The organism is Mycobacterium sp. 663a-19 (genome assembly GCF_035616495.1).
GTDB lineage: Bacteria > Actinomycetota > Actinomycetes > Mycobacteriales > Mycobacteriaceae > Mycobacterium.
The window spans coordinates 175,080-195,673 of record NZ_JAPJAV010000005.1 but is presented as its reverse complement, the minus strand read 5'-3'; the positions used below and the strand labels follow the sequence as shown (position 1 = coordinate 195,673).

22 protein-coding genes are annotated in these 20,594 nt (G+C 69.6%); 14 read left to right on the top strand and 8 right to left on the bottom strand.

Annotation, left to right across the window (positions count from 1 at the left end; genetic code table 11):
* The first annotated feature begins 32 nt into the window (after positions 1–32).
* Genes OQ968_RS11310 through OQ968_RS11300 form a run of 3 tightly spaced genes read left to right on the top strand, consistent with a single transcriptional unit; the run spans position 33 to position 4,132 of the window.
* Positions 33–1,499 (top strand): condensation domain-containing protein, encoded by a 1,467-nt coding sequence (locus OQ968_RS11310; RefSeq protein WP_324677714.1) that lies wholly within the window; start codon positions 33–35, stop codon positions 1,497–1,499.
* Positions 1,500–1,502: 3 nt separating this feature from the next.
* The gene (locus tag OQ968_RS11305) at positions 1,503–2,873 is read left to right on the top strand and encodes a hypothetical protein (protein WP_324677712.1); all 1,371 of its coding nucleotides are present in this window, start codon (positions 1,503–1,505) and stop codon (positions 2,871–2,873) included.
* A gap of 17 nt (positions 2,874–2,890) precedes the next feature.
* The gene (locus OQ968_RS11300) at positions 2,891–4,132 is read left to right on the top strand and encodes a hypothetical protein (RefSeq protein WP_324677710.1); all 1,242 of its coding nucleotides are present in this window, start codon (positions 2,891–2,893) and stop codon (positions 4,130–4,132) included.
* Between the two features lie 26 nt (positions 4,133–4,158).
* On the opposite strand, the gene OQ968_RS11295 is transcribed toward OQ968_RS11300, so the two are convergent.
* From OQ968_RS11295 to OQ968_RS11285, 3 genes are read right to left on the bottom strand one after another with little or no spacing between them, the layout of a single operon-like run.
* Positions 4,159–5,442 (bottom strand): cytochrome P450, encoded by a 1,284-nt coding sequence (locus OQ968_RS11295; RefSeq protein ID WP_324678004.1) that lies wholly within the window; start codon positions 5,440–5,442, stop codon positions 4,159–4,161.
* Positions 5,443–5,456: 14 nt separating this feature from the next.
* The gene (locus OQ968_RS11290; RefSeq protein WP_324677708.1) at positions 5,457–7,220 is read right to left on the bottom strand and encodes an ABC-F family ATP-binding cassette domain-containing protein; all 1,764 of its coding nucleotides are present in this window, start codon (positions 7,218–7,220) and stop codon (positions 5,457–5,459) included.
* Positions 7,221–7,259: 39 nt separating this feature from the next.
* Positions 7,260–7,619, bottom strand: coding sequence for a hypothetical protein (locus tag OQ968_RS11285; protein WP_324677706.1), 360 nt, complete (start codon positions 7,617–7,619; stop codon positions 7,260–7,262).
* 104 nt (positions 7,620–7,723) lie between these two features.
* On the opposite strand from OQ968_RS11285, the gene OQ968_RS11280 reads away from it, so the two are divergent.
* The 4 genes from OQ968_RS11280 to OQ968_RS11265 all read left to right on the top strand — a co-directional run bounded on the left by OQ968_RS11280 (position 7,724) and on the right by OQ968_RS11265 (position 11,760).
* Entirely contained in the window at positions 7,724–8,095 is a 372-nt protein-coding gene (locus OQ968_RS11280; RefSeq protein WP_324677704.1) for a DUF732 domain-containing protein, read from the top strand.
* Between the two features lie 65 nt (positions 8,096–8,160).
* Positions 8,161–8,451 (top strand): CDGP domain-containing protein, encoded by a 291-nt coding sequence (locus OQ968_RS11275; RefSeq protein ID WP_324677702.1) that lies wholly within the window; start codon positions 8,161–8,163, stop codon positions 8,449–8,451.
* A 65-nt stretch (positions 8,452–8,516) separates the two neighbouring features.
* Positions 8,517–11,540 carry an acyl-CoA synthetase gene (locus OQ968_RS11270; RefSeq protein WP_324677700.1) on the top strand — a complete coding sequence of 1,008 codons (3,024 nt, stop codon included), beginning with the start codon at positions 8,517–8,519 and terminating at the stop codon, positions 11,538–11,540.
* Positions 11,533–11,760: a Trm112 family protein gene (locus tag OQ968_RS11265; protein ID WP_324677698.1), complete on the top strand. Its 228-nt coding sequence runs from the start codon at positions 11,533–11,535 to the stop codon at positions 11,758–11,760. The genes OQ968_RS11270 and OQ968_RS11265 overlap by 8 nt, the downstream gene beginning before the upstream one ends.
* Here OQ968_RS11265 and OQ968_RS11260 read toward each other — a convergent pair.
* The 4 genes from OQ968_RS11260 to OQ968_RS11245 all read right to left on the bottom strand — a co-directional run bounded on the left by OQ968_RS11260 (position 11,726) and on the right by OQ968_RS11245 (position 15,267).
* Complete coding sequence (locus tag OQ968_RS11260) at positions 11,726–12,349, bottom strand: TetR family transcriptional regulator (protein WP_324677696.1); 624 nt, start codon at positions 12,347–12,349, stop codon at positions 11,726–11,728. The two genes, OQ968_RS11265 and OQ968_RS11260, sit on opposite strands and share 35 nt — an antisense overlap.
* 1 nt (position 12,350) lies before the next feature.
* Positions 12,351–13,181: an ABC transporter permease gene (locus OQ968_RS11255; protein WP_324677694.1), complete on the bottom strand. Its 831-nt coding sequence runs from the start codon at positions 13,179–13,181 to the stop codon at positions 12,351–12,353.
* A complete protein-coding gene (locus tag OQ968_RS11250; protein ID WP_324677692.1) occupies positions 13,103–13,879 on the bottom strand; it encodes an ABC transporter ATP-binding protein in 777 nt (258 codons plus the stop codon). The genes OQ968_RS11255 and OQ968_RS11250 overlap by 79 nt, the downstream gene beginning before the upstream one ends.
* Before the next feature lie 119 nt (positions 13,880–13,998).
* Complete coding sequence (locus OQ968_RS11245; RefSeq protein ID WP_324677690.1) at positions 13,999–15,267, bottom strand: ammonium transporter; 1,269 nt, start codon at positions 15,265–15,267, stop codon at positions 13,999–14,001.
* A 68-nt stretch (positions 15,268–15,335) separates the two neighbouring features.
* Between OQ968_RS11245 and OQ968_RS11240 the strand changes: the two genes are divergently transcribed.
* Complete coding sequence (locus tag OQ968_RS11240; RefSeq protein WP_324677688.1) at positions 15,336–15,962, top strand: DNA-3-methyladenine glycosylase; 627 nt, start codon at positions 15,336–15,338, stop codon at positions 15,960–15,962.
* Between the two features lie 29 nt (positions 15,963–15,991).
* On the top strand, positions 15,992–17,257 hold the full coding sequence (gene tyrS / locus OQ968_RS11235; protein WP_324677686.1) for a tyrosine--tRNA ligase: 1,266 nt from the start codon (positions 15,992–15,994) through the stop codon (positions 17,255–17,257).
* Here tyrS and OQ968_RS11230 read toward each other — a convergent pair.
* Positions 17,242–17,454 carry a hypothetical protein gene (locus OQ968_RS11230; RefSeq protein WP_324677684.1) on the bottom strand — a complete coding sequence of 71 codons (213 nt, stop codon included), beginning with the start codon at positions 17,452–17,454 and terminating at the stop codon, positions 17,242–17,244. The two genes, tyrS and OQ968_RS11230, sit on opposite strands and share 16 nt — an antisense overlap.
* A 114-nt stretch (positions 17,455–17,568) precedes the next feature.
* On the opposite strand from OQ968_RS11230, the gene OQ968_RS11225 reads away from it, so the two are divergent.
* From OQ968_RS11225 to OQ968_RS11205, 5 genes are all read left to right on the top strand, one after another.
* The gene (locus tag OQ968_RS11225; protein ID WP_324677682.1) at positions 17,569–18,012 is read left to right on the top strand and encodes an HSP20 family small heat-shock protein; all 444 of its coding nucleotides are present in this window, start codon (positions 17,569–17,571) and stop codon (positions 18,010–18,012) included.
* 49 nt (positions 18,013–18,061) lie between these two features.
* On the top strand, positions 18,062–18,343 hold the full coding sequence (locus tag OQ968_RS11220) for a hypothetical protein (RefSeq protein ID WP_324677680.1): 282 nt from the start codon (positions 18,062–18,064) through the stop codon (positions 18,341–18,343).
* Positions 18,344–18,439: 96 nt separating this feature from the next.
* Entirely contained in the window at positions 18,440–18,754 is a 315-nt protein-coding gene (locus OQ968_RS11215; RefSeq protein WP_324678002.1) for a DUF732 domain-containing protein, read from the top strand.
* A gap of 35 nt (positions 18,755–18,789) precedes the next feature.
* On the top strand, positions 18,790–19,563 hold the full coding sequence (locus OQ968_RS11210) for a tetratricopeptide repeat protein (protein ID WP_324677678.1): 774 nt from the start codon (positions 18,790–18,792) through the stop codon (positions 19,561–19,563).
* An 11-nt stretch (positions 19,564–19,574) separates the two neighbouring features.
* The gene (locus OQ968_RS11205; RefSeq protein WP_324677676.1) at positions 19,575–20,585 is read left to right on the top strand and encodes an HAD-IIA family hydrolase; all 1,011 of its coding nucleotides are present in this window, start codon (positions 19,575–19,577) and stop codon (positions 20,583–20,585) included.
* Positions 20,586–20,594: the final 9 nt, after the last annotated feature.

The window sequence follows — 20,594 nt, the reverse complement described above, 5'->3', positions numbered from 1 at the left end:
AACAGCACACAACAGAACAAGGACTCGAGAAAATGGTCGCACTCGGAAGCATCAACGAATGGCAACCGCCACACGGCCCGCTCACAATGTGGAGGGCCGCACCTCAGGCACACGAAGCGGCTCGCACTGCACGACGCGGCGGTCTGGCTCCGAGTTATCAACAGACTCAACACCTTTGGGCTGCCCATGCCGGTAATGCGATCGGCAGACAGCTACCCCGCCTGATGGTCGTGGCGTGGGACATTCCCGGCACGTGCGACATTCCCGCGATGACGGCAGCGATCAACGCGCACGTCCGTCGTCACGACACCTACCACAATTGGTTCGAAATCGAGGATGGCGTCATCGCGCGCCGAACGATCGACGATCCCGAAGCCATCGACTTCGTTCACGTGTCGTTGGGACACATGAACGCCGATCAAATACGCACCCACGTCTTGACGACGACTCCGGAAACGCTCGAATGGGGTTGCTTCACATTCGGTATCGTCCAGCACGCCGATTATTTCGCGTTCTACGCAAGCGTCGACCACCTGCACTGCGACGGCATGTCCGCCGCCCTCATCTTCATCGACATCCACCTGGCGTATCAGGAGATGTCGGGGGGCGAGCATTATCGCCCGCCCGCCACGCTTCCCCAGGTCAGCCGCTATCACGACTATGCAGCGCGGCAGCGCGAGAGGGTCGCGGGCTTGAGCCTGTCATCCCCCGAGGTCGAGGACTGGATCGGGTTCGCGCGCGCCACCGACGGCGACTGGCCGAGCTTCCCACTGCCACTCGGTGATACGTGGGCCAGCAGCAAAGGCGACTTCTTGACGGTCGACCTGCTGGACGGGGCCGGGACGGACGCTTTCGACGCCGCCTGCGGCGCCGCCGACGCCCGGTTCATCGGGGGAGTTCTCGCGTGCATGGGTTTGACCGAGCACGAATTGACGGGCAAGGGGACCTATCACGGGTTCACGGCCAGGGACACGCGGAGGGCGGGCATCGACACGATGACCGTGGGTTGGTTCGCCAGCATGATCCCGGTCACCGTGCCGACCGCCGGCGTTTCGTTTACCGAGGCAGCGCGGGCCGCCCAGAAGTCCTTCGACGACGCCAAGCCCCTCGCGGACGTGCCGGTTGAAACGGTGTTGGGGTTGGCCACACCGGATCAGCTGGGGATCAAGCTGCCCACGAGTCTGCCGATGATGATGTCGTTCTTCGATTTCCGGAAGGTGCCCCTCGCCGGGCTGTGGGAGGAGACGAATTTCGGCACCTACGGCGACAACCTGTCCATGGGGGGAATCAACCTGTGGATCAACCGTCATGCCACGAGAACCACGGTGACGATCTCGTTTCCGGACAACGCGACAGCGCGCGAGTCGGCGCGGCACTACATCGAGACGTTGACCCGGACGTTTGTGCGCGTCGCCGAGACCGGCCGGCCGAGCGTGGTTGCACCCCAGGGGGATCCGGACGAACTCTACGATTCCTACACCGTCGAACTGGGAGCCTAGAACTTGAGCAACGTGCTCGACCTGGTCGACCAGGTTCATTTGCTCGGCGAGCGCGCGACGGGCGCGTCCCAAGTGTTGCAGTGCGTCTGGGTCTACGACCGGGGCATCGAGATCGATCGCCTGCGACAGCTCCACCAACATCTGGGGCGGGGGCGCCTGTCCCGCCGCATCGAACGATCGCCATTGCCGTTCGGCCGACATCGCTGGGTAGCGGCCGGCGATCGGTCCGACCTCGAGGTCGTCGCGACGCCCCGGCCGCGCAGTGATCTCGACGCCTGGCTGGGCGAGCAAGCCGGTAAGCGACCGGATGCCGAGCACGGACCCGGATGGCACCTAGCGGTGCTGCCCTTCACCGACGGCGGCGCGGCGGTGAGCCTGGTCGTCACGCACTGCCTCATCGACGGCGTCGGGCTGTGCGAGGCGGTGGCGGACGCGGCATCCGGGCGCGACGACGCGATCGCCTGGCCGGCGGCGGGATCCCGGCGGCGATGGCGGGCGCTGCGCGAGGACGCACGCCAAACCGCGCGCGACACACCGGAAATCGGCCGCGCCGTCGTCGCAGCGGCACGGCTGGCCCGGCGTGGCCGCGGCGGTGCCGGATCCGCGGGCCCCCGACAGCGGTCCGCGCCGCCCACCGGACCGGGCGAACGCGTCACCCTCCCAACGGCGATGGTCTTTGTCGACGCCGACGAGTGGGACGCCCGCGCGAAGTCCCTCGGGGGCACCAGCAACGCGCTGCTCGCCGGAGTGGCGGTCCACCTCGCCCAGCGAGCGGGACGGGTCAACGCCGACGGCTTGGTCGATCTGACGTTGCCCGTCGACGAGCGCACCCCGGGCGACACCCGCGCCAACGCGATCACGAACCTGGACATCACGGTCGACCCGACACGTGTGACGGCGGACCTGCGCGAAATCCGCGCCGCGATCAAGCAGGCGTTGAGCCGCGATCGGGATGTACCCGACGAGCGGTGGACGTTGCTGCCCCTCGTTCCCCTGATACCGAAGTGGCTCTTCCGGCGAATGATGAGCGTGGCCGCCGGCAGCGAGACGACGGTGGTGTCGTCGAACCTCGGTGCGGTCAACCCGGCCGCCAACCGGCCGGACGGCACGGACGCCGACTACTTCGCCATGATGCGTCTGCTCCCGGGCGTGACCAGGGCAATGATGCACAGCACCGGCGGCGTGCTGGCTTTGGTGTCGGGAAGAGTGCACGGGCAGGTCTTCGTGTCGGCCCTTTCCTATCTCCTCGGCCACCCCAACTCGAATGACGAGGTGCGGCAGGCCATTTCGAGCGCCCTGAGCGACTTTTCGCTCACGGCGCGGAGCTGGGAAGCGCGAGACCTTTCGGCCCCCCAGCCGCCGCAGGGGGGCTGAATGCCGGAGGCCACTCGATGACGAAGTCGGTGCGTGATCACGATGACGTCGACTCGCGTCTGCCCGACCGGCGTGCGCGCATCTACGTTGGCGTTGCGATTGGCCTACTCACCTGGGCGGCGCTCGGCGTTTTCCTCGCGGCCACCGTAGTAAACGTCGACACGTACCTGTTCTCGTACTATGCCGCGGATTACACCTTCGGCTTCGTGCGTCGCGGCCTGGCCGGCGAGATGATCAATCTGTTTCCCGCCGGCAGTTACTTCACCGCCGCCACGGTATTGAGATGGGCATCCTCGGCGGTGTACTCGATCAGCCTGGCCGCCGTGGCCTGGCTGGTGCTCTCCCACGGCGGGAGATCCGAGCGTCGGATCATGCTCGCGTTGCTGATCCCGGTCCTGCCCTTCGGGTTTGCCTTCGCAATCGCCGCGCGCCCGGACCTGTTCGGAGCGGCCGTGTTTGTCGCCTACGCCATCGCGCTGGTGTACGCACGGTCCCCGCGTGCCATCACGGCATGCAGCGCGGCCTACGGAATATCGATAGCCGTTCTCGCGCTCGCGCACGAGGGGGTGGTATTCGAGCTTTCGCTGGGCGCGATTCTGGCAATCCTGGTGCTGGCCCGCCGTGCCGCGCCGAACGTGCAGCGGCTGGGCGCCGTGCTGGCCATCGGGCCGGGCGTGATATCGGCGCTGTGCATCTTGTTCTTGGGCCGGCACGGCATCAGCTCGCAACTGTGCTCGAGGGTGCCGCACAAGAGCGTCGGTGACGCGCTGACCAACCCGTCGTTCTCGAAGGGGGTGGATTACTTCATCCTCGGTCACCGGCCGCAGGTCGACTACCACGATTGGGTTTGCCACAACATAACGAAGATGAACGACTATGGGGTTGGCCACTTTATCGGGATTGTGGCCGGCAATCCTTCGCTCAGGCTGATGTCGTTGGTTCTGGGCCTGGCGGCCGTGGCGCTGACGCTATACCTGATCGGCTACTTCTCCAAGGTCCCATTCGGCGAGTTCACGAATCATATTCGGGGCAGGTCGATTTGGGTACTGCTCGGGGTGGCGTTGGCGGTTCCGCTGTTTTTGGCCGCGCTCGATTGGGTGCGGTGGTGCACCTTTTTCTCGTTGGACATTGGGGTTGTCTACATCCTCTATGCGCTCAATTCTCCGCAACTGCAGGGGAAACCGACGCCGAAGGAAGTCCGGGTGTTCGTGTGCGTCGTGGTGGCCCTGGCGTTGTTTCCCATCGGCACCGAGGCATGATGGGCGCACCATCTCCCGAAATGGTGCTATTGCGCCGGCACTGAGTCGACGATGTCGACGGTCAGGCCGGGCTTGGGGGAGAGTGCGGCGAGGTGGGCCGCCCGAATCCGCTGAGGCGGCAGCCGAAGCCTGGTCCTGGCGACCAGCCGGGCCAGCATGACCGTCATCTCGGTGGTCGCCATCGCCGCACCGATGCAGCGGTGCAAGCCGCCGCTGAACGGGATGAACTCGTGCGGCGCCGGCCTGCGATAGTCCGGTGAGTCGGTATCCCAACGGGCGGGCCGGAATTCGGTGGGCTCGGGCCACAGCTCGGGCAGCCGGTGGGTGACGTAGGCGCTGAAGATCAGCAGCCGTCCGGCCCGGATGCGGTGCCCGTCGAACCGGAGGTCGCGCATCACCCGTCGGGCCGAGATCACCCCGGGCGAGTACAGCCGAAGCGTCTCGTGGACGACGCCGTTGAGATAGGTCAGCGCGCCCAGGTCGGCGGCGGCCGGCGGCCGCTTGACAAGCACCCGGCGCACCTCCTCGGCGGCGTTGTCCCACGCGCCGGGCAGCGTCAGCAGGGTGTGGATCGCCCAGGCCAGCGCGCCGCTGGTGGTCTCGTAGCCGGCCGTGATGAGAGAGATGATCGAGTCGCGAATCTCGTTGTCGCTCAGGGCATACCCCTCGTCGCCCCGGCCGCTGAGCAGCATGGTCATCATGTGGTCGTCGGGCCTGGGCGCGGCGCGGGCGCCGGAGATCTGGGCGTCGACGAACTCGTTGAGGCGCGCGCGAGCGGCCATCGCCCGTCGCCAACCCGGGGAGTTGACCCGGCGGTGCAGCGCCACCGCCTGGGGTAGCAGATGCGTCAGGTCCAGCAGCGGTTGGAGTTGCTCCCCAAGGAAGTCGGAGTGCTCGGCCATGCGCCGGCCGAACAGGCTTTCCGCGGTGCTGCGCCGGACCGCGGAGCGACATTGCGCGTAGATGTCCAGCCGCTGGCCGGGCCGCCAGCCGTCGATGACGGCGTCGATATTGGACGCCATGGTCTGCACGTAGTCCTGGATCTGGCGGTGCCGCAGGCCCGGTGCGATCACGCTGCGGCGGCGCCGGTGGTCGTCGCCGTCGCTGACGATCAGCGCCGTCGGCCCGTCCACGATGGCCAGGTTCTCGAACGTTTCCCGCCAGCTGAACGCGTCGGCATTGGCGAAGACGAACTTGTTCGCCTCGCCGCCCAGCAGATAGGTGACACCGTGCCGGCCGATGCCGGCATTGATGACGGGGCCCCGCAGCCGGTACAGCGCCAGCAACGCCTCGCCGGGCGGATAACGCACCGTTCGGTACGTGGTCATTCGAGCACCTCCGATAGCTCCAGCCAGCGGGCCTCGGTCGCCGCCACCTCGTCCTCGAGGTCGCGCAACTCCTGGGTCAGTCGGGTCAACGCGACGTGGTCGGACTGGTCGTGCCCGGCGAGCTCGGCGTGTTTGGCCGCGATCCGGTCGGCGAGGCGGGCCAGCCGGCGGTCCGCCGCGGCGAGTTCCTTCTCCGCGGCGCGACGCTGGGCCCCCGGCTTGGACCGCGGCGGCTCGGCAGCCGTCGTCGTGCTCGCGGAAGGGGTTGCGAGCCGCAGGTATTCGTCGATGCCGCCGGGCAGGTGCCGCAGCCGGCCGTCGAGAATCGCATACTGCTGGTCGGTGACCCGTTCGAGCAGATACCGGTCGTGCGAGACGACGATCAACGTGCCCGCCCACGAGTCGAGTAGGTCCTCGGTGGCGGTGAGCATGTCGGTGTCGACGTCGTTGGTGGGCTCGTCGAGGAGCAGGACGTTCGGCTCGGACAACAGCGTGAGCATCAGCTGCAGCCGCCGCCGTTGCCCACCGGACAGGTCGCCGACCCGCGCGGAGAGCTGACCCCGGCCGAAGCCGAGCCGCTCGAGCAGCTGGGCCGGGGTCATCTCACGGCCGTCGACCTGATAGCCGCCGCGCAGCCGGCCCAACACGTCGGCGATCCGGTCGTCGGCCGACGCGGCCAGGTCCTCGCCCCGTTGGTCGAGCATGGCGAGCTTGACGGTCTTGCCGCGCTTGACGCGTCCGGTGTCGGGCGCAACGGTGCCGGCGATCAGCCCCAGCAGGGTCGACTTCCCGGCGCCGTTGGCTCCGACGATGCCGGTGCGCTCGCCCGGGGCGATCCGCCATTCGACGTCGCGCAGCACCGGGCGGCCACAGAACGACACCGACACGTCGAGCAGGTCGACGACGTCCTTGCCGAGCCGGGCGGTGGCCAGCTTGGCCAGCTCGACGGTGTTGCGCAGCGGCGGCACATCGGCGATCAGCTGGTTGGCGGCCTCGATGCGGAACTTGGGCTTCGAGGTGCGCGCGGGCGGGCCACGCCGCAGCCAGGCCAGTTCCTTGCGCATCAGGTTCTGGCGTTTGGCCTCGGCCGCGGCGGCCTGCCGGTCGCGCTCGACGCGCTGCAGCACATAGGCTGCGTACCCGCCTTCGAACGGTTCGACGATCCCGTCGTGCACCTCCCACATGGTGGTGGCGACCTCGTCGAGAAACCAGCGGTCGTGGGTGACCAGCAGCAGCCCGCCGGTGTTGCGCGCCCAGCGTTGCTTCAGGTGGGCGGCGAGCCAGGTGATGCCTTCGATGTCGAGGTGGTTGGTGGGCTCGTCGAGGGCGATGACGTCCCATTCGCCGACGAGCAGCCCGGCCAGCTGCACCCGTCGGCGCTGGCCGCCGCTGAGCGTGGAAATCCTTGCGTCCCAGTCGATGTCGGAGACCAGGCCGCCGACCACGTCGCGCACCCGGGGGTCGCCGGCCCACTGGTGGTCGGCCCGCGCGCCGACCAGGGTCCAGCCCACCGTGTGACGCGTGTCGAGGGTGTCCGCCTGGCTCAGCGCGCCGACCCGTAAACCGCTGCGCCGGGTGGCCCGCCCGGAATCCGGCCGCAGCTGACCGGTCAGCAGGCCCAGCAAGCTGGACTTGCCGTCCCCGTTGCGGCCCACGATGCCGATGCGCGCGCCGTCGTTGACGCCGAGCGTGACTGAATCGAACACCACCTGAGTCGGATATTCGAGGTGTACGGCCTCGGCCCCGAGTAGGTGTGCCACCGGGCCGACGCTAGCAAAACGGGCACGCGCGTCGGATGCTCAGTCGTCGTCCTGTAGCCGTTCGGTTTCGGCCATCTCGCGCGCGATGTCGGCCTGCTCCCGCTCGGCGGTGGCGTTGCTTCGCTCCGCCTGTTCGTCCATGCGTTGCAGTCGCTCGCGTTCACGCTCGGCGGCCGTGCCCTCGCGTTCGTCGGCGCGGCGCTCTCGTTCGTCTGCTACTTGTTCACGCTTGTTTGCGGTTTGGTCCCGCTCGTCGGCGATTCGATCCCGCTCGCCGGCGAACCACTCGCGTCTTGACAGCTGAGCCTCGCGGTGGGCGAGGGCCTCCTCGCGCTCATCGAGTTCGGCGGCCCGGCGGTCGAGCTCACCGGGTGTGTCGTCGCGGTCCTCAGGGGCCACGCCTCACCCTAACGCCGCAACGCCGGGGGCCGCTGGACAGGCGAATTCGCTCGGCTGCGTCTACTGTTTTCGGCGTCGACCACACCTCGGTAGGGGGAATGGATATGGCGCTGAGTGCGGGCATCATCCGGCCGGTTGGAACCGCCGTCGTCCTGGCGGTCGCGGCCGTGGCCGCCGTCCCGGCCGCGAACGCGGATCCGGCACCGGGATGCTTCCAGGGGTCCGGGCCGCAGCCGGTCCCGGACTGCGGCATGCGCGCGTTCGAGGCGGACATCGCCGCGGCCGGATACGGGGACGCTGGGGGCAACACGGTCGCGCTGGACCAGGGCCTGGACATGTGTGGCCTGATGGACCGGGGCCTCAGCCCGCAGGAGACGGCGAACTATTTACTGCGGGACAATCCGGCGCTGGACCCCGACGGCGCGACGCGGGTCGTCGGAATCGCCATCAACGACCTGTGCCCCTGGCACCGCTGAGGGCGCGAAAAGGCGGTAGCGTCAGTGGTCACCGGCTGATCTGTCGACGGCGACGGGAGGCAACCATGAAGCGCTGCATCGTCGGAGGATTGGCCGCCGCGGTGACGGCCGGGGGGCTGATCGCCTTGGCGCCGCCCGCCGGCGCCGGCTGCCAGTACGGGGGCGCGTTTCTCAGCAAGTGCGATGGACCCATCCAGCCCGACGGCACCTGGCAGCGGTGCGTGGTTTCCACCCATTGGGTGCTCAACGGCATGAGTTCCTTCCAGGTGCCCGAGCGGCGCTGCGATCCGATGGGGCCCAACCAGAGTCCCGGGGGTCCCGACTTCGCCGACCCACCGACGCACATCGACGGCTGACGCACAACCGCCCGCGCGGGGGCAAACGCGCTGACCAGAACCGCGTGGGGTGCCGATGTGCCATGATGTCCACGCCGTCAACAGTCAGGGAGCAGTGGGTGGATCTGAATCTTTCGATGCTCACACGACCGGTCGGGCGCCTGGTCGCCACGGCGCAAAACGGCCTGGAAGTCCTGCGGCTGGGGGGCCTGGAAACGGGCAGCGTCCCGTCGCCGTCCCAGATCGTCGAGAGCGTGCCGATGTACAAGCTTCGGCGATACTTCCCACCCGACAGCCGGCCCGGGCACGCGCCGGTGGGCCCGCCCGTGCTGATGGTGCACCCGATGATGATGTCGGCCGACATGTGGGACGTCACCCGCGAGGACGGCGCGGTGGGCATCCTGCACGCCGCGGGACTCGATCCGTGGGTCATCGACTTCGGCTCACCCGACAAGGTCGAGGGTGGCATGCGCCGCAACCTGGCCGACCACATCGTCGCGCTCAGCCAGGCCATCGACACGGTGCGGGACGCGACGGGCAGCGACGTCCACCTGGTCGGGTACTCCCAGGGCGGGATGTGGTGCTATCAGGTCGCGGCGTACCGGCGTTCGAAGAACATCGCCAGCATCGTGGCGTTCGGATCCCCGGTGGACACCCTGGCCGCGCTGCCCATGGGCCTCCCGCCGAACATGGCTCCGGCCGTGGCCGATTTCATGGCCGATCACGTCTTCAACCGGCTGGCCATCCCAAGCTGGATGGCGCGCACCGGTTTTCAGATGATGGACCCGCTCAAGACCGCCAAGGCCCGGGTCGACTTCGTGCGTCAGCTGCACGACCGCGAGGCGCTGCTGCCGCGCGAGCAGCAGCGCAGGTTCCTGGAACGCGAGGGCTGGATCGCCTGGTCCGGCCCGGCGATCTCGGAACTGCTCAAGCAGTTCATCGCCCACAACCGGATGATGACGGGCGGTTTCGCGATCAACGGGCAGATGGTCACGCTCACCGACATCACCTGCCCGGTGCTGGCCTTCGTCGGCGAGGTCGACGACATCGGACAGCCGGCGGCGGTGCGCGGGATCCGGCGGGCGGCGCCCTACGCCGAGGTCTACGAATGCACCATCAGGACAGGGCATTTCGGCCTGGTCGTCGGGTCCAGGGCGGCAAAGGAGAGCTGGCCGACCGTCGCCGCATGGGTGCAGTGGCTGGCCACCGGCGGGGACAAGCCCGCGGGCATCGACCTGATGGCCGACCAGCCGACCGAGCCCACCGATAGCGGGGTCGCGTTCAGCTCCCGGCTCGCGCACGGCATCGGGGAGGTCTCCGAGGCGGCGCTGGAACTGGTGCGCGGCGCGGCCGGCGCGGTCGTCGCGGCCAACAAGTCCATGCGCACCCTGGCCGTGGAGACCGTGCGCACGCTGCCGCGGTTGGCCCGCCTGGGACAGATCAACGACCACACCCGAATCTCGTTGGGCCGCATCATCGACGAGCAGGCGCACGACGCCCCGAAGGGCGAGTTCCTGTTGTTCGACGGGCGGGTGCACACCTACGAGGCCGTCAACCGGCGCATCAACAACGTCGTTCGCGGCCTGATCGAGGTCGGTGTGCGGCAGGGCGACCACGTCGGCGTGCTGATGGAGACCCGGCCCAGCGCGCTGGTGGCCATCGCCGCGCTGTCCCGCCTCGGCGCGGTCGCGGTGGTGATGCGCCCGGACGCCGACCTGGCCGCCTCGGTGCGGCTCGGGGGAGTGACCGAGATCCTGACCGACCCCACCAACCTGGACGCGGCGCGCCAGCTGCCGGGGCAGGTGCTGGTGCTGGGCGGCGGCGAGACCCGCGACCTGCACCTGCCCGAGGACGCCCTGCGGCAGAACCAGGTCATCGACATGGAGCAGATCGACCCGGACGCGGTCGAGCTGCCGGCGTGGTATCGCCCCAACCCGGGGCTGGCCCGCGACCTGGCGTTCATCGCGTTCAGCGCGGCGGGCGGCGAGCTGGTGGCCAAGCAGATCACCAACTACCGGTGGGCGGTGTCGGCGTTCGGAACCGCGTCGGCGGCCAACCTGGATCGCAGGGACACCGTGTACTGCCTGACGCCGCTGCACCACGAGTCGGCGCTGCTGGTCAGCCTGGGCGGCGCGGTCGTCGGCGGGACCCGCATCGCGCTGTCGCGCGGGCTGCAGCCCGAGCGGTTCGTCCAGGAGGTGCGGCAGTACGGCGTCACCGTGGTGTCCTACACCTGGGCCATGCTCCGCGAGGTCGTCGACGATCCGGCGTTCGTGCTGCACGGCAACCATCCGGTGCGGCTGTTCATCGGATCGGGCATGCCGACCGGGTTGTGGGGGCGGGTCGTCGACGCGTTCGCGCCCGCCCACGTCGTCGAGTTCTTCGCCACCACCGACGGACAGGCGGTGCTGGCCAACGTGTCCGGCGTCAAGGTCGGCAGCGAGGGCCGCCCGCTGCCCGGTGCCGGGCGCGTCGAGCTGGGCGCCTACGACGCCGAGCACGACCTGATCCTGGAGGACGAGCGGGGCTTCGTCCAGGTCGCCGAGACCAATCAGGTCGGGGTGCTGCTCGCGCAGTCCAACGGGCCGATCGACCCGAGCGCGTCGGTCAAACGCGGCGTCTTCGCTCCCGCCGACACGTGGATATCGACGGAGTACCTGTTCCGCCGGGACGAGGACGGGGACTACTGGTTGATGGGCCGGCGCGGCACGGTGGTGCACACCGCGCGGGGGCTGGTCTACGCCGAGCCCGTCACCGACGCGCTCGGCCTGATCAACGGCGTCGACCTCGCGGTGACCTACAACGTGCCGATCGGGGATGGGGAGGTGGCGGTCTCGGCGGTGACGTTGCTGCCGGGCGCGACCATCACCGCCGCCGACCTGACCGAGGCCGTCGTCAACATGCCCGTCGGGCTGGGGCCCGACTTCGTGTGCGTGGTGCCGGAGATGACGCTGAGCGCGACCTACCGCCCCACCGTCAGCCCCCTGCGGGCCGCCGGGATTCCCAAGGCGGGACGCGGGGTCTGGTATTTCGATGTGGGCAGCAACGAGTTTCGCCGGCTGACCCCGGCCGCGCGGGCGGAGCTGATCGGCGAGCACCGACATGGTTGACGATTCGCTGCTGAGCATCCTGGTGTGCCCGGCCGACCGGGGTCCGCTGCTGCTGACCTCCTCCGACGACGGGGCCGAGTTGCTGTACAACCCGCGCCTGCGGCGCGCCTACCGGATCGACGACGGCATTCCGGTGTTGCTGGTCGACGAGGCCCGCGACGTCGACGACGACGAGCACGCCCGGCTCATGGAACGAGCGCGTCCGGCAGCTCCCCGGTGAGGTAGCGCTGCAGGTTCGGCCCGACGGTGGCCACGATCTGCTCGGGCGGCAGCGACGCGAACGGTTCGATCTTGACGATGTAGCGGACCATCACCAAGCCCATCAACTGCGACGCGAAGAACTGGGTGCGGACGATGCCGGTGCCCGGTGGATTGTCCACCCGCGGAGCGACTTCCGCGATGACGACTTCCTGCAGGAAGGACCGCGCCAGGTTCACGTCGGCGCCGGCGATCAACGACCGCAGCGTGGCGATCAACCCGGCGCCGAGCTCGGAATCCCAGATCGGAATCAACACCGCCGGCAGCTTGAAGCCGAGCTCCTCGATCGGCACCTCGCGCATGGGCACGAGCACCGTCATCGGGTCGATGGGAATCTTGATGGCCGCGGCGAACAATTGCTGCTTGGTCCCGAAGTAGTGATGCACCAGCGCGGAGTCCACCCCGGCCCCCGCGGCCACCGCCCGTATCGAAGTCCGGTCGATGCCGTTGCGCGCGAACAACTCTCGGGCGCTGGCCAGAATCCGATCGCGGGTGTCGGAGGTCCCCGCCGGTCGCCCGGGCCGCCTGCGCCGGGTGTGGGCGGTCGCCATGCTAGGGGGTCCGCCGCCGCAGGGTCACCGCCGCCAGGCACAGCGATGCGAGCGCGAAACCCATGACGACGATGATGTCGCGCACCGCTGTGCCGGTCAATTCCGGGTGCGCGCCCACCTGCTGCAAGGCCTCCAGCGCGTAGCTGGCGGGCAGCACGTTGCTGATCCACTGCAGCCAGTGCGCCATCAAGGCCCGCGGCACGATGATGCCGGCCAGTAGAAGCTGCGGCACCATGACGAGCGGTATGAATTGAACCGCCTGAAACTCGGTGCGGGCGAACGCACTACACAGCAGGCCCAGGCCGACGCCCAGCACCGCGTTGACGATCGCGATCACGAACACCCAGACCGGGCTGCCGGCGGTGTCGAAGCCCAGCAACCAGAACGACACCGCGCACGCTACGACGGCCTGCACCGCCGCGGCGATCGAGAAGGCGGTGCCATAGGCGATCAGCAGGTCGAGCCGGCGCAGCGGCGTGGTCAGGATGCGCTCCAGCGTTCCCGACGCCCGTTCGCGCTGCATGGTTATCGACGTGATGATGAACATCACGAAAAGCGGGAAAAGGCCCAGCAGGATCAGGCAGGCATTGTTGAACGGCGTCGGGGTGCCCGGCCGGTGCGGGGCATTTTCGAACATGAAGTACATCAGCGTGATGACCAGGACCGGCACCACCAGGATCAGCGCGACGCTGCGGCGATCGGCGGCCAGCTGGCGCAGGATGCGCGTCGTCGTGGCGACGTACGCCTTGAGCCCTATCCGGCCTTTGGAGCGGTGTTCTGCGTGGTGCTGTGCCTGATGATGGACAGAAACGCGTCCTCCAGTGACGTGCATCCGGTGTCCTCTCGTAGTCGGGTCGGGGTGGTGTGCGCGACGAGGTGACCCTCGCGCATCAGCAACAGGTCGCCGCAGTGGTCGGCCTCGTCCATCACGTGGCTGGAAACCAGCAGCGTGGTGCCGCTGCGGGCCAGGTCGACGAACTGCTCCCAAAGATCCACCCGCAGAACGGGATCCAGGCCCACGGTGGGCTCGTCGAGCACGAGCAACTCGGGTTGGCAGACCAGCGCGCACGCCAGCGACGCCCTGGTGCGCTGACCGCCGGAGAGGTTGCCGCAATAGGCGGTGCGGTGATCGGTCAGCCCCACCCGGTCGATCGCGGTGTCGGCGGCGCTGCCGTCGAAGCCGTACAGCGAGGCCAGGTAGCGCACGTTGTCGATGATGCGCAGGTCGTTGTAGAGCGTCGGGTCCTGCGGCATGTATCCGACTCGGCGGCGCAGCGTCGCGGCGCCGGCGGGATGGCCCAGCACGGTCACGCTTCCCGACGTCACGATCTGGGTGCCGACGATGCAACGCATCAGCGTCGTCTTGCCGCAGCCGGACGGGCCGAGCAGCCCGGTGATGCTGCCGCGCGCGATCCGCACCGAGAAACCATGCAGGGCCGGGCGTTTCCCGCGGATCACCCGCAGGTTGTCGATGTCGATGGCCGGCTCGCCACCACCCGGCGGAAATTCATCGCGCGATGAAATCATCATGTGATGAATACTTCGCCGGTGCGGCGGGATTGTCAAGGGGTCGGTTTGCCCGCCGCGAAACTGCAACTACCGACGGCCGCACTCGCGAGATGCGTCGGCAGACGCAGTCTCGCGGTTGATCAGCTCCCGGCGCCCGGGCGACGCTGCGGCAGGTGCCCGTGCACGCCCTCGGCGTAGGCGGTTTCGGCGTGCTGGGTGAGGTCGACGCCGGTGGTCTCGTCCTCGACGCTGACCCGGAAGCCCACCACCCGGTCGATCAGCTTCGCGAGGATGAACGACGCGGCGAACGCATACAACGCGACGACGACGATCGCCAGCGCCTGCTTGCCCAGCTGGGTGAAGCCGCCGCCGTAGAACAGGCCCCGCGGGCCCGACGTCATGACCGCCGTCGCGAGCAGCCCGATCAACGAAACGCCGACGACGCCGCCGACGAAGTGCACCCCGACCACGTCGAGCGAATCGTCATAGTTGAAGCGGAATTTCGCGCCCACCGCGAACGAGCACACGACCCCCGCGGCGACGCCGACGACCGCCGCGCCGAGCGTGTTGACCGTTCCGCACGACGGGGTGATGGCGACGAGGCCGGCGACCACACCGGACGCCGCGCCGAACGTCGTCGGCCTGCCGTCGCGGATCTGCTCGACCGAGAGCCAGCCCAGCATGCCCAGGCAGCCGGCGACCAGCGTGTTGAGGAAGATGGCCGCGGCGGTTCCATTGGCGGCCATGGCCGAACCGGCGTTGAACCCGAACCAGCCGAACCACAGCAGCCCGACGCCGACGAACAGCAGCGGCAGGTTGTGCGGCCGCATGGCGTCCTTCTTGAAGCCGATGCGGGGCCCGAGCACCAGCGCCAGGGCCAGCGCCGAACAGCCCGAGACGATCTCGACGACGAGGCCGCCCGCGTAGTCGAGCACGCCCAGCTTGGCCAGCCAGCCACCGGGTCCCCACACCCAGTGTGCGACAACGGAATACACGACGATCGCCCACGCCGGGACGAACACGATCCAGGCCGCGAACTTGGCGCGGTCGGCGATCGCGCCGCTGACCAGCGCGGCGGTGATGATCGCGAACGTCAACTGGAATGTGGCGTAGAGCAGTTCGGGCACGGTGCCGTGGGCGGTATCGGGGGTGATGCCGAGCATCCCGATGTGCCTGAGGTTGCCGACGAGCCCGCCCGCCCCGTCCTGGGAGAACGCGAGGGTGTAGCCGACCAGCAGCCAGGCCACCGTGACCAGCGGGATGGAGATGAAGCTCATCATCATCATGTTGAGCACCCCGGTGGTGCGGACCATGCCGCCGTAGAAGATCGCCAGGCCCGGGGTCATCAACAGAACCAACGCGGTGCTGGCCAGTAGCCACGCAGTCGCGGCAGGGTCGATCGCATGCATGTTTTGGGCTCCTTCGCCACGCGGCAACCGGGATACTGCCATGCCCGCGGTGCCGGTAGGTTCGTTGGGTGCGATCCGGCCAACGCGCGGCTGCGGACCAGCTGTCAGGCGACCCGGTCGAGGCCGCGCATCGGTTGCTCGGCGCGACCATAACCAGCCGCGGGGTGCGCGCCGTCGTCGTCGAGGTCGAGGCCTACGGCGGGGTTCCCGATGGTCCCTGGCCGGACGCCGCGGCCCACTCGTACCGCGGCGTCAACGGCCGCAACGCCGTGATGTTCGGGCCCCCGGGGCACCTGTACACGTACCGCAGCCACGGGATCCACGTCTGCGCCAACGTGTCGTGCGGTCCCGACGGCACGGCGGCCGCGGTGTTGCTGCGGGCCGCCGCCATCGAGGACGGGCTCGACGTGGCCCGGGCCCGGCGCGGCGCGGTCCGCCACAGCGAGCTGGCGCGCGGCCCGGGGAACCTGTGCTCGGCGTTGGGAATCACCATGGCGGACAACGGGATCGACGTCTTCGACGCGAAGAGCCCGGTGCGGCTGGAACTGGGCGAGGCGCCCGCCGCGGCGACCGGCCCGCGCGTCGGGATCAGCCAGGCCGCCGACCGGCCGTGGCGACTGTGGCTCGCCGACCGGCCGGAAGTCTCCGCCTACCGACGCAGTCCCCGCGCACCGGCGCCGGGTGCCAGCGACTGAGTCCATTCGTCCTGGGAGACTCTTACACCATGATCCTCGACGAGCTCGGCTGGCGCGGGCTCATCGCACAGTCCACCGACATCGACGCGCTGGCCGCCGAGGCGCGGCGCGGGCCGATGACGGTGTACGCCGGTTTCGATCCCACCGCGCCGAGCCTGCACGCCGGGCACCTGGTGCCGCTGCTGGCGTTGCGGCGCTTCCAGCGCGCCGGGCACCGCCCCATCGTGCTCGCGGGCGGCGCCACCGGCATGATCGGCGACCCGCGCGACGCCGGTGAACGCGCCCTCAACGAGGCGGGGACCGTCGCGGACTGGACCGAGCGGATCCGCGGGCAGCTGGAACGGTTCGTCGACTTCGACACGTCACCGACGGGCGCGATCGTCGAGAACAACCTGGAGTGGACGCGCGGGATGTCGGTGATCGAGTTCCTGCGCGACGTCGGCAAGCACTTCTCGGTCAACGTGATGCTGGATCGCGACACCATCCGGCGTCGGCTGGAGGGGGAGGGCATCTCCTACACCGAGTTCAGCTACATGCTGCTGCAGGCCAACGACTACGTCGAATTGCACCGGCGGCACGGCTGCACGCTGCAGATCGGCGGCTCGGACCAGTGGGGCAACATCATCGCCGGGGTCCGCCTGGTCCGCCAAAAGCTCGGTGCCACAGTGCATGCGCTCACCGTCCCGCTGGTAACCGCGGCCGACGGCACCAAGTTCGGCAAGTCCACGGGCGGCGGCAGCCTGTGGCTGGACCCGCAGATGACCAGCCCGTACGCCTGGTACCAGTACTTCATCAACACCGCCGACGCCGACGTCATCCGCTACCTGCGCTGGTTCACCTTCCTGTCGGCCGACGAGCTGGCCGAGCTCGAGCGGGCCACGGCCGAGCGCCCCCAACAACGCGCCGCGCAGCGCCGGCTCGCGACCGAGCTCACCGTCCTGGTGCACGGCGAGGCGGCCACCGCCGCCGTCGAGCACGCCAGCCGGGCGCTGTTCGGGCAGGGCGAGCTGGACCGGCTCGACGAGGCGACGCTGGCCTCGGCGCTGCGCGAGACCCCGGTCGCCGAGCTCAAACCCGGCGGCCCGGACGGCATCGTCGACCTCTTGGTGGCCACCGGCCTGTCGGCCAGCAGGGGCGCGGCCCGGCGCACCATCAGCGAGGGCGGCGTGTCGGTCAACAACGTCCGCATCGACAGCGACGAATGGGTCCCCCAGAGCTCGGACTTCCTGCACGGCCGCTGGCTGGTGCTGCGCCGCGGCAAGCGCAACGTCGCGGGCATTCAACGGGTGGGGTAAAGGTCGGCCGCGGGCCCCAGATCGAACTGCTGCACGCGCTCGAGCGCATCCTCGACCAGGGTGTCGACCCCGGCCCGGGCCTCGACCGGCAGTAGCCGGTCGAGGGCCGCGTGGGTGGCGACGCGGAACCGCCGGCGGTTGCCGCGCTTGAGCGTCAATTCGCCGTACTTCAGCAAGACACACGATTGGGGCTGCATCCCTTTGGCTCACCTCCTGGCTAGGGAGTTACCCACGTCGGAAGAACCGAAATATACTGTTGCTGAGTTAGGTTTTATATGGCAGCAAACATAGATCCATGAATCCACGAGGAGGTGGTGAACATGCTGACCTTCGACCCGGTCCTTCGCGACTTCGACCGGCTCACCCAGCGGTTGTGGGGCGCGGTCCCGTGGGGCACCGCCGCCCGGCCCGCGCTGATCCCGATGGACGCCTGGCGCGACGGTGACAAGTTCGTCGTGGAGTTCGACCTCCCGGGCATCAAGGCGGACTCGCTGGACGTCAACGTCGAGCACGACCTGCTCACCGTGCGCGCCGAGCGACCGGACAGCGGCGACGACCGCGACTGGGTGGCCCAGGAGCGCCCGCACGGCGTGTTCAGCCGGCAGATGTTCCTGGACAACACCCTGGACACAGACAAGATCAGCGCCGACTACACCGATGGGGTGCTGCGGCTGACGATCCCGGTGGCCGAAGCGGCCAAGCCGCGCAAGATCGAGATCCTGCCGGGCAAGCAGCAGCACGCCCTGAGCGCCTGAGCGTCAGGTGTCGCGGGGCCCGGCGGTTCGGACTTGGCTTGGAGGAGCGATGCACAGTGAAGCGCAGCACGAGCGTCGCAGCGCCGAACGCATCCTCGACAGCGCCGAGGGTGTGCTGATCGCGTTGCGGCGCTACGGCTTCAACGACGCGTTCTTCGAACTGGCGCACACCGCCAAGCGGCACGGCGTCGGCCTGGTGAGCCTGGCCGACGCCCTCGTCGCGATGGCCCAGAACCAGCGCACCGACGACTGCGATCCGCGCGCCGTGCGCATCGCCCGCCAACGCTGGGGCGCCATGCTCGAGCGCAACCCGTCCGAGTCGGCGGGCTAGCGGCCAAACCTTTATCGCGCCGTGCTCCGGACGTGACCGTCGGCGACCACTGTGGTCACGGTGAATGGCGCGACGCGGGCCCTGCGGGTGGTCGGGATGGGTGCGGGCGTGGCCGGCCTGACCGCCGCGCTGGCCGCACCCGTCCACGCCGACCTGATGGGCGACGCGTTCCTGCGGGCCCTCACCAACGCCGGCGTTCCGGTTTCGCAGCCGGACAGCACGACGGCGCTGGGACATTCGGTGTGCCCGATGCTGTTCCAGCCGGGCGAGTCCTTCGACTCCGTCGTCTCCGAAATGGCCGCCAGGAGAGGAACGTCCGAGAAAACCGCGGGCGTATTCACCATCGTGGCCATCGCGACATACTGTCCGTCGGTGCTGGCGCCGTTGCTGAGTGGACGGCTGCAGGCCTAGTTCGTCCGTGGCGCGCCCGCCCGTATTCTTTGCAGGTGGTCGACGACAGGCACGACGGGCAGCGACGGCCGCGCTCGGCATCCCGCTGGTCGGGACCGGGGCGGGCGCGCCCGGCCCAACCCCAGAGCGACGGGGACCGCGCGCCCGAGGACGGGCCGCCGCTACCGCCGGGCGTCGACGCCCGGCAACTCGCACCCGAAGTCCGGGGCGAGCTGAGCACCCTGGACCGCGCCACCGCCGACGCGGTGGCGCGCCATCTGGTCGCCGCCGGCGAACTGCTCGACGAGGACCCCGAGGCCGCCCTGCGCCACGCTCGCGCCGCGCGGTCGCGGTCCAGCAGGATCGCCGCCATCCGCGAAGCCGTCGGAATCGCCGCCTACCACTGCGGGGACTGGGGCCAGGCGCTCGCCGAATTGCGCGCCGCCCGGCGGATGGGCAGCAAGTCCTCGCTGCTGGCGCTGATCGCCGACTGCGAACGCGGCCTCGGCCGCCCGGAGCGGGCGATCGAGCTGGCCCGCGGGCCGGAGGCGGCCCAGCTCAGCGGCGACGACGCCGACGAGCTGCGCATCGTCGCGGCCGGCGCCCGCGCGGACCTGGGGCAGCTGGAGCAGGCGCTGACCGTCCTGTCCACGCCGCAGCTCGACCCGAGCCGCACCGGCTCGACAGCCGCCCGGTTGTTCTACGCCTACGCCGACACGCTGCTGGCGCTGGGCCGTGCCGACGAGGCCCTGCAGTGGTTCCTGCGTTCGGCGGCCGCGGATGTCGACGGCGTCACCGACGCCGAGGACCGCGTCAGCGAGCTGGGCTGAACTGGTCTGAAATGAAAAGCCTTGCGCAACAACATGATTGCCTGCTGATCGACCTTGACGGCACGGTGTTTCGCGGCGCCGCGCCCACCGACGGCGCCGTGCAGTCGCTGGACGAGGTGCACAGCCGCAAGCTCTACGTCACCAACAACGCCTCGCGCAGCCCCGACGAGGTCGCGGCGCACCTGCGCGACCTCGGCTTCGCCGTCACCGCCGCCGACGTCGTCACCAGCGCCCAGAGCGCCGCCCACCTGCTCGCCGGCGAGCTGCCCCCGGATTCGCCGGTGCTGATCGTGGGCACCGAGGCCCTGGCCGACGAGGTCGCCGCGGTCGGCCTGCAGCCGGTGCGCCGCTACGACGACGGCCCGGTCGCGGTCGTGCAGGGCCTGTCCACCACCATCGGCTGGCCGGACCTGGCCGAGGCCGCGCTGGCCATCCGGGCCGGCGCGCTCTGGGTGGCGGCCAACATCGACCCCACGCTGCCCACCGAGCGGGGCCTGCTGCCCGGCAACGGGTCCTTCGTCGCCGCACTGCGGACGGCCACCGGCGCCGAACCCAAGGTGGCGGGCAAACCGGCGCCGGCGCTGATGCGGGACGCGGTGGCGCGCGGCGACTTCCGGGCGGCGCTGGTGATCGGCGACCGGCTGGACACCGACATCGAGGGGGCCAACGCCGCCGAACTGCCCAGCCTGCTGGTGCTCACCGGGGTCAACACCGCGCGGGACGCCGTGTATGCCGAGCCCGCGCGGCGGCCCACCTACATCGGCCACGACCTGCGCGCGTTGCACCGGGAGGCGAAGCTGCTCGCGGTGGGGCCGCAGGCCGGCTGGCGCGTCGAGGTCGGCGAGGCGACGGTGACGGTCAGTGGCAGCGGCTCCGGCGAGGACGACTCCGACGGGCTGTCGATCGTGCGCGCCGTGGCCAGCGCGGTGTGGAGCGCGCCTGATTCGCACGGGCGGCCGCCGCCCATCGAGGCCGCCGACGACCGGGCACACGACGCCCTGCGGCGCTGGTCTCTGGTCTAGCGTAGGTAC

Coding starts and splice junctions, on each gene's coding strand:
- OQ968_RS11310 (WP_324677714.1), top strand. CDS start 33: ATGGTCGCACTCGGAAGCATCAACGAATGGCAACCGCCACACGGCCCG.
- OQ968_RS11300 (WP_324677710.1), top strand. CDS start 2,891: ATGACGAAGTCGGTGCGTGATCACGATGACGTCGACTCGCGTCTGCCC.
- OQ968_RS11280 (WP_324677704.1), top strand. CDS start 7,724: ATGGCGCTGAGTGCGGGCATCATCCGGCCGGTTGGAACCGCCGTCGTC.
- OQ968_RS11275 (WP_324677702.1), top strand. CDS start 8,161: ATGAAGCGCTGCATCGTCGGAGGATTGGCCGCCGCGGTGACGGCCGGG.
- OQ968_RS11270 (WP_324677700.1), top strand. CDS start 8,517: ATGTCCACGCCGTCAACAGTCAGGGAGCAGTGGGTGGATCTGAATCTT.
- OQ968_RS11265 (WP_324677698.1), top strand. CDS start 11,533: ATGGTTGACGATTCGCTGCTGAGCATCCTGGTGTGCCCGGCCGACCGG.
- OQ968_RS11260 (WP_324677696.1), bottom strand. CDS start 12,349: ATGGCGACCGCCCACACCCGGCGCAGGCGGCCCGGGCGACCGGCGGGG.
- OQ968_RS11255 (WP_324677694.1), bottom strand. CDS start 13,181: ATGCACGTCACTGGAGGACGCGTTTCTGTCCATCATCAGGCACAGCAC.
- OQ968_RS11250 (WP_324677692.1), bottom strand. CDS start 13,879: ATGATGATTTCATCGCGCGATGAATTTCCGCCGGGTGGTGGCGAGCCG.
- OQ968_RS11245 (WP_324677690.1), bottom strand. CDS start 15,267: ATGCATGCGATCGACCCTGCCGCGACTGCGTGGCTACTGGCCAGCACC.
- tyrS (WP_324677686.1), top strand. CDS start 15,992: ATGATCCTCGACGAGCTCGGCTGGCGCGGGCTCATCGCACAGTCCACC.
- OQ968_RS11230 (WP_324677684.1), bottom strand. CDS start 17,454: ATGCAGCCCCAATCGTGTGTCTTGCTGAAGTACGGCGAATTGACGCTC.
- OQ968_RS11220 (WP_324677680.1), top strand. CDS start 18,062: ATGCACAGTGAAGCGCAGCACGAGCGTCGCAGCGCCGAACGCATCCTC.
- OQ968_RS11215 (WP_324678002.1), top strand. CDS start 18,440: ATGGGTGCGGGCGTGGCCGGCCTGACCGCCGCGCTGGCCGCACCCGTC.
- OQ968_RS11205 (WP_324677676.1), top strand. CDS start 19,575: ATGAAAAGCCTTGCGCAACAACATGATTGCCTGCTGATCGACCTTGAC.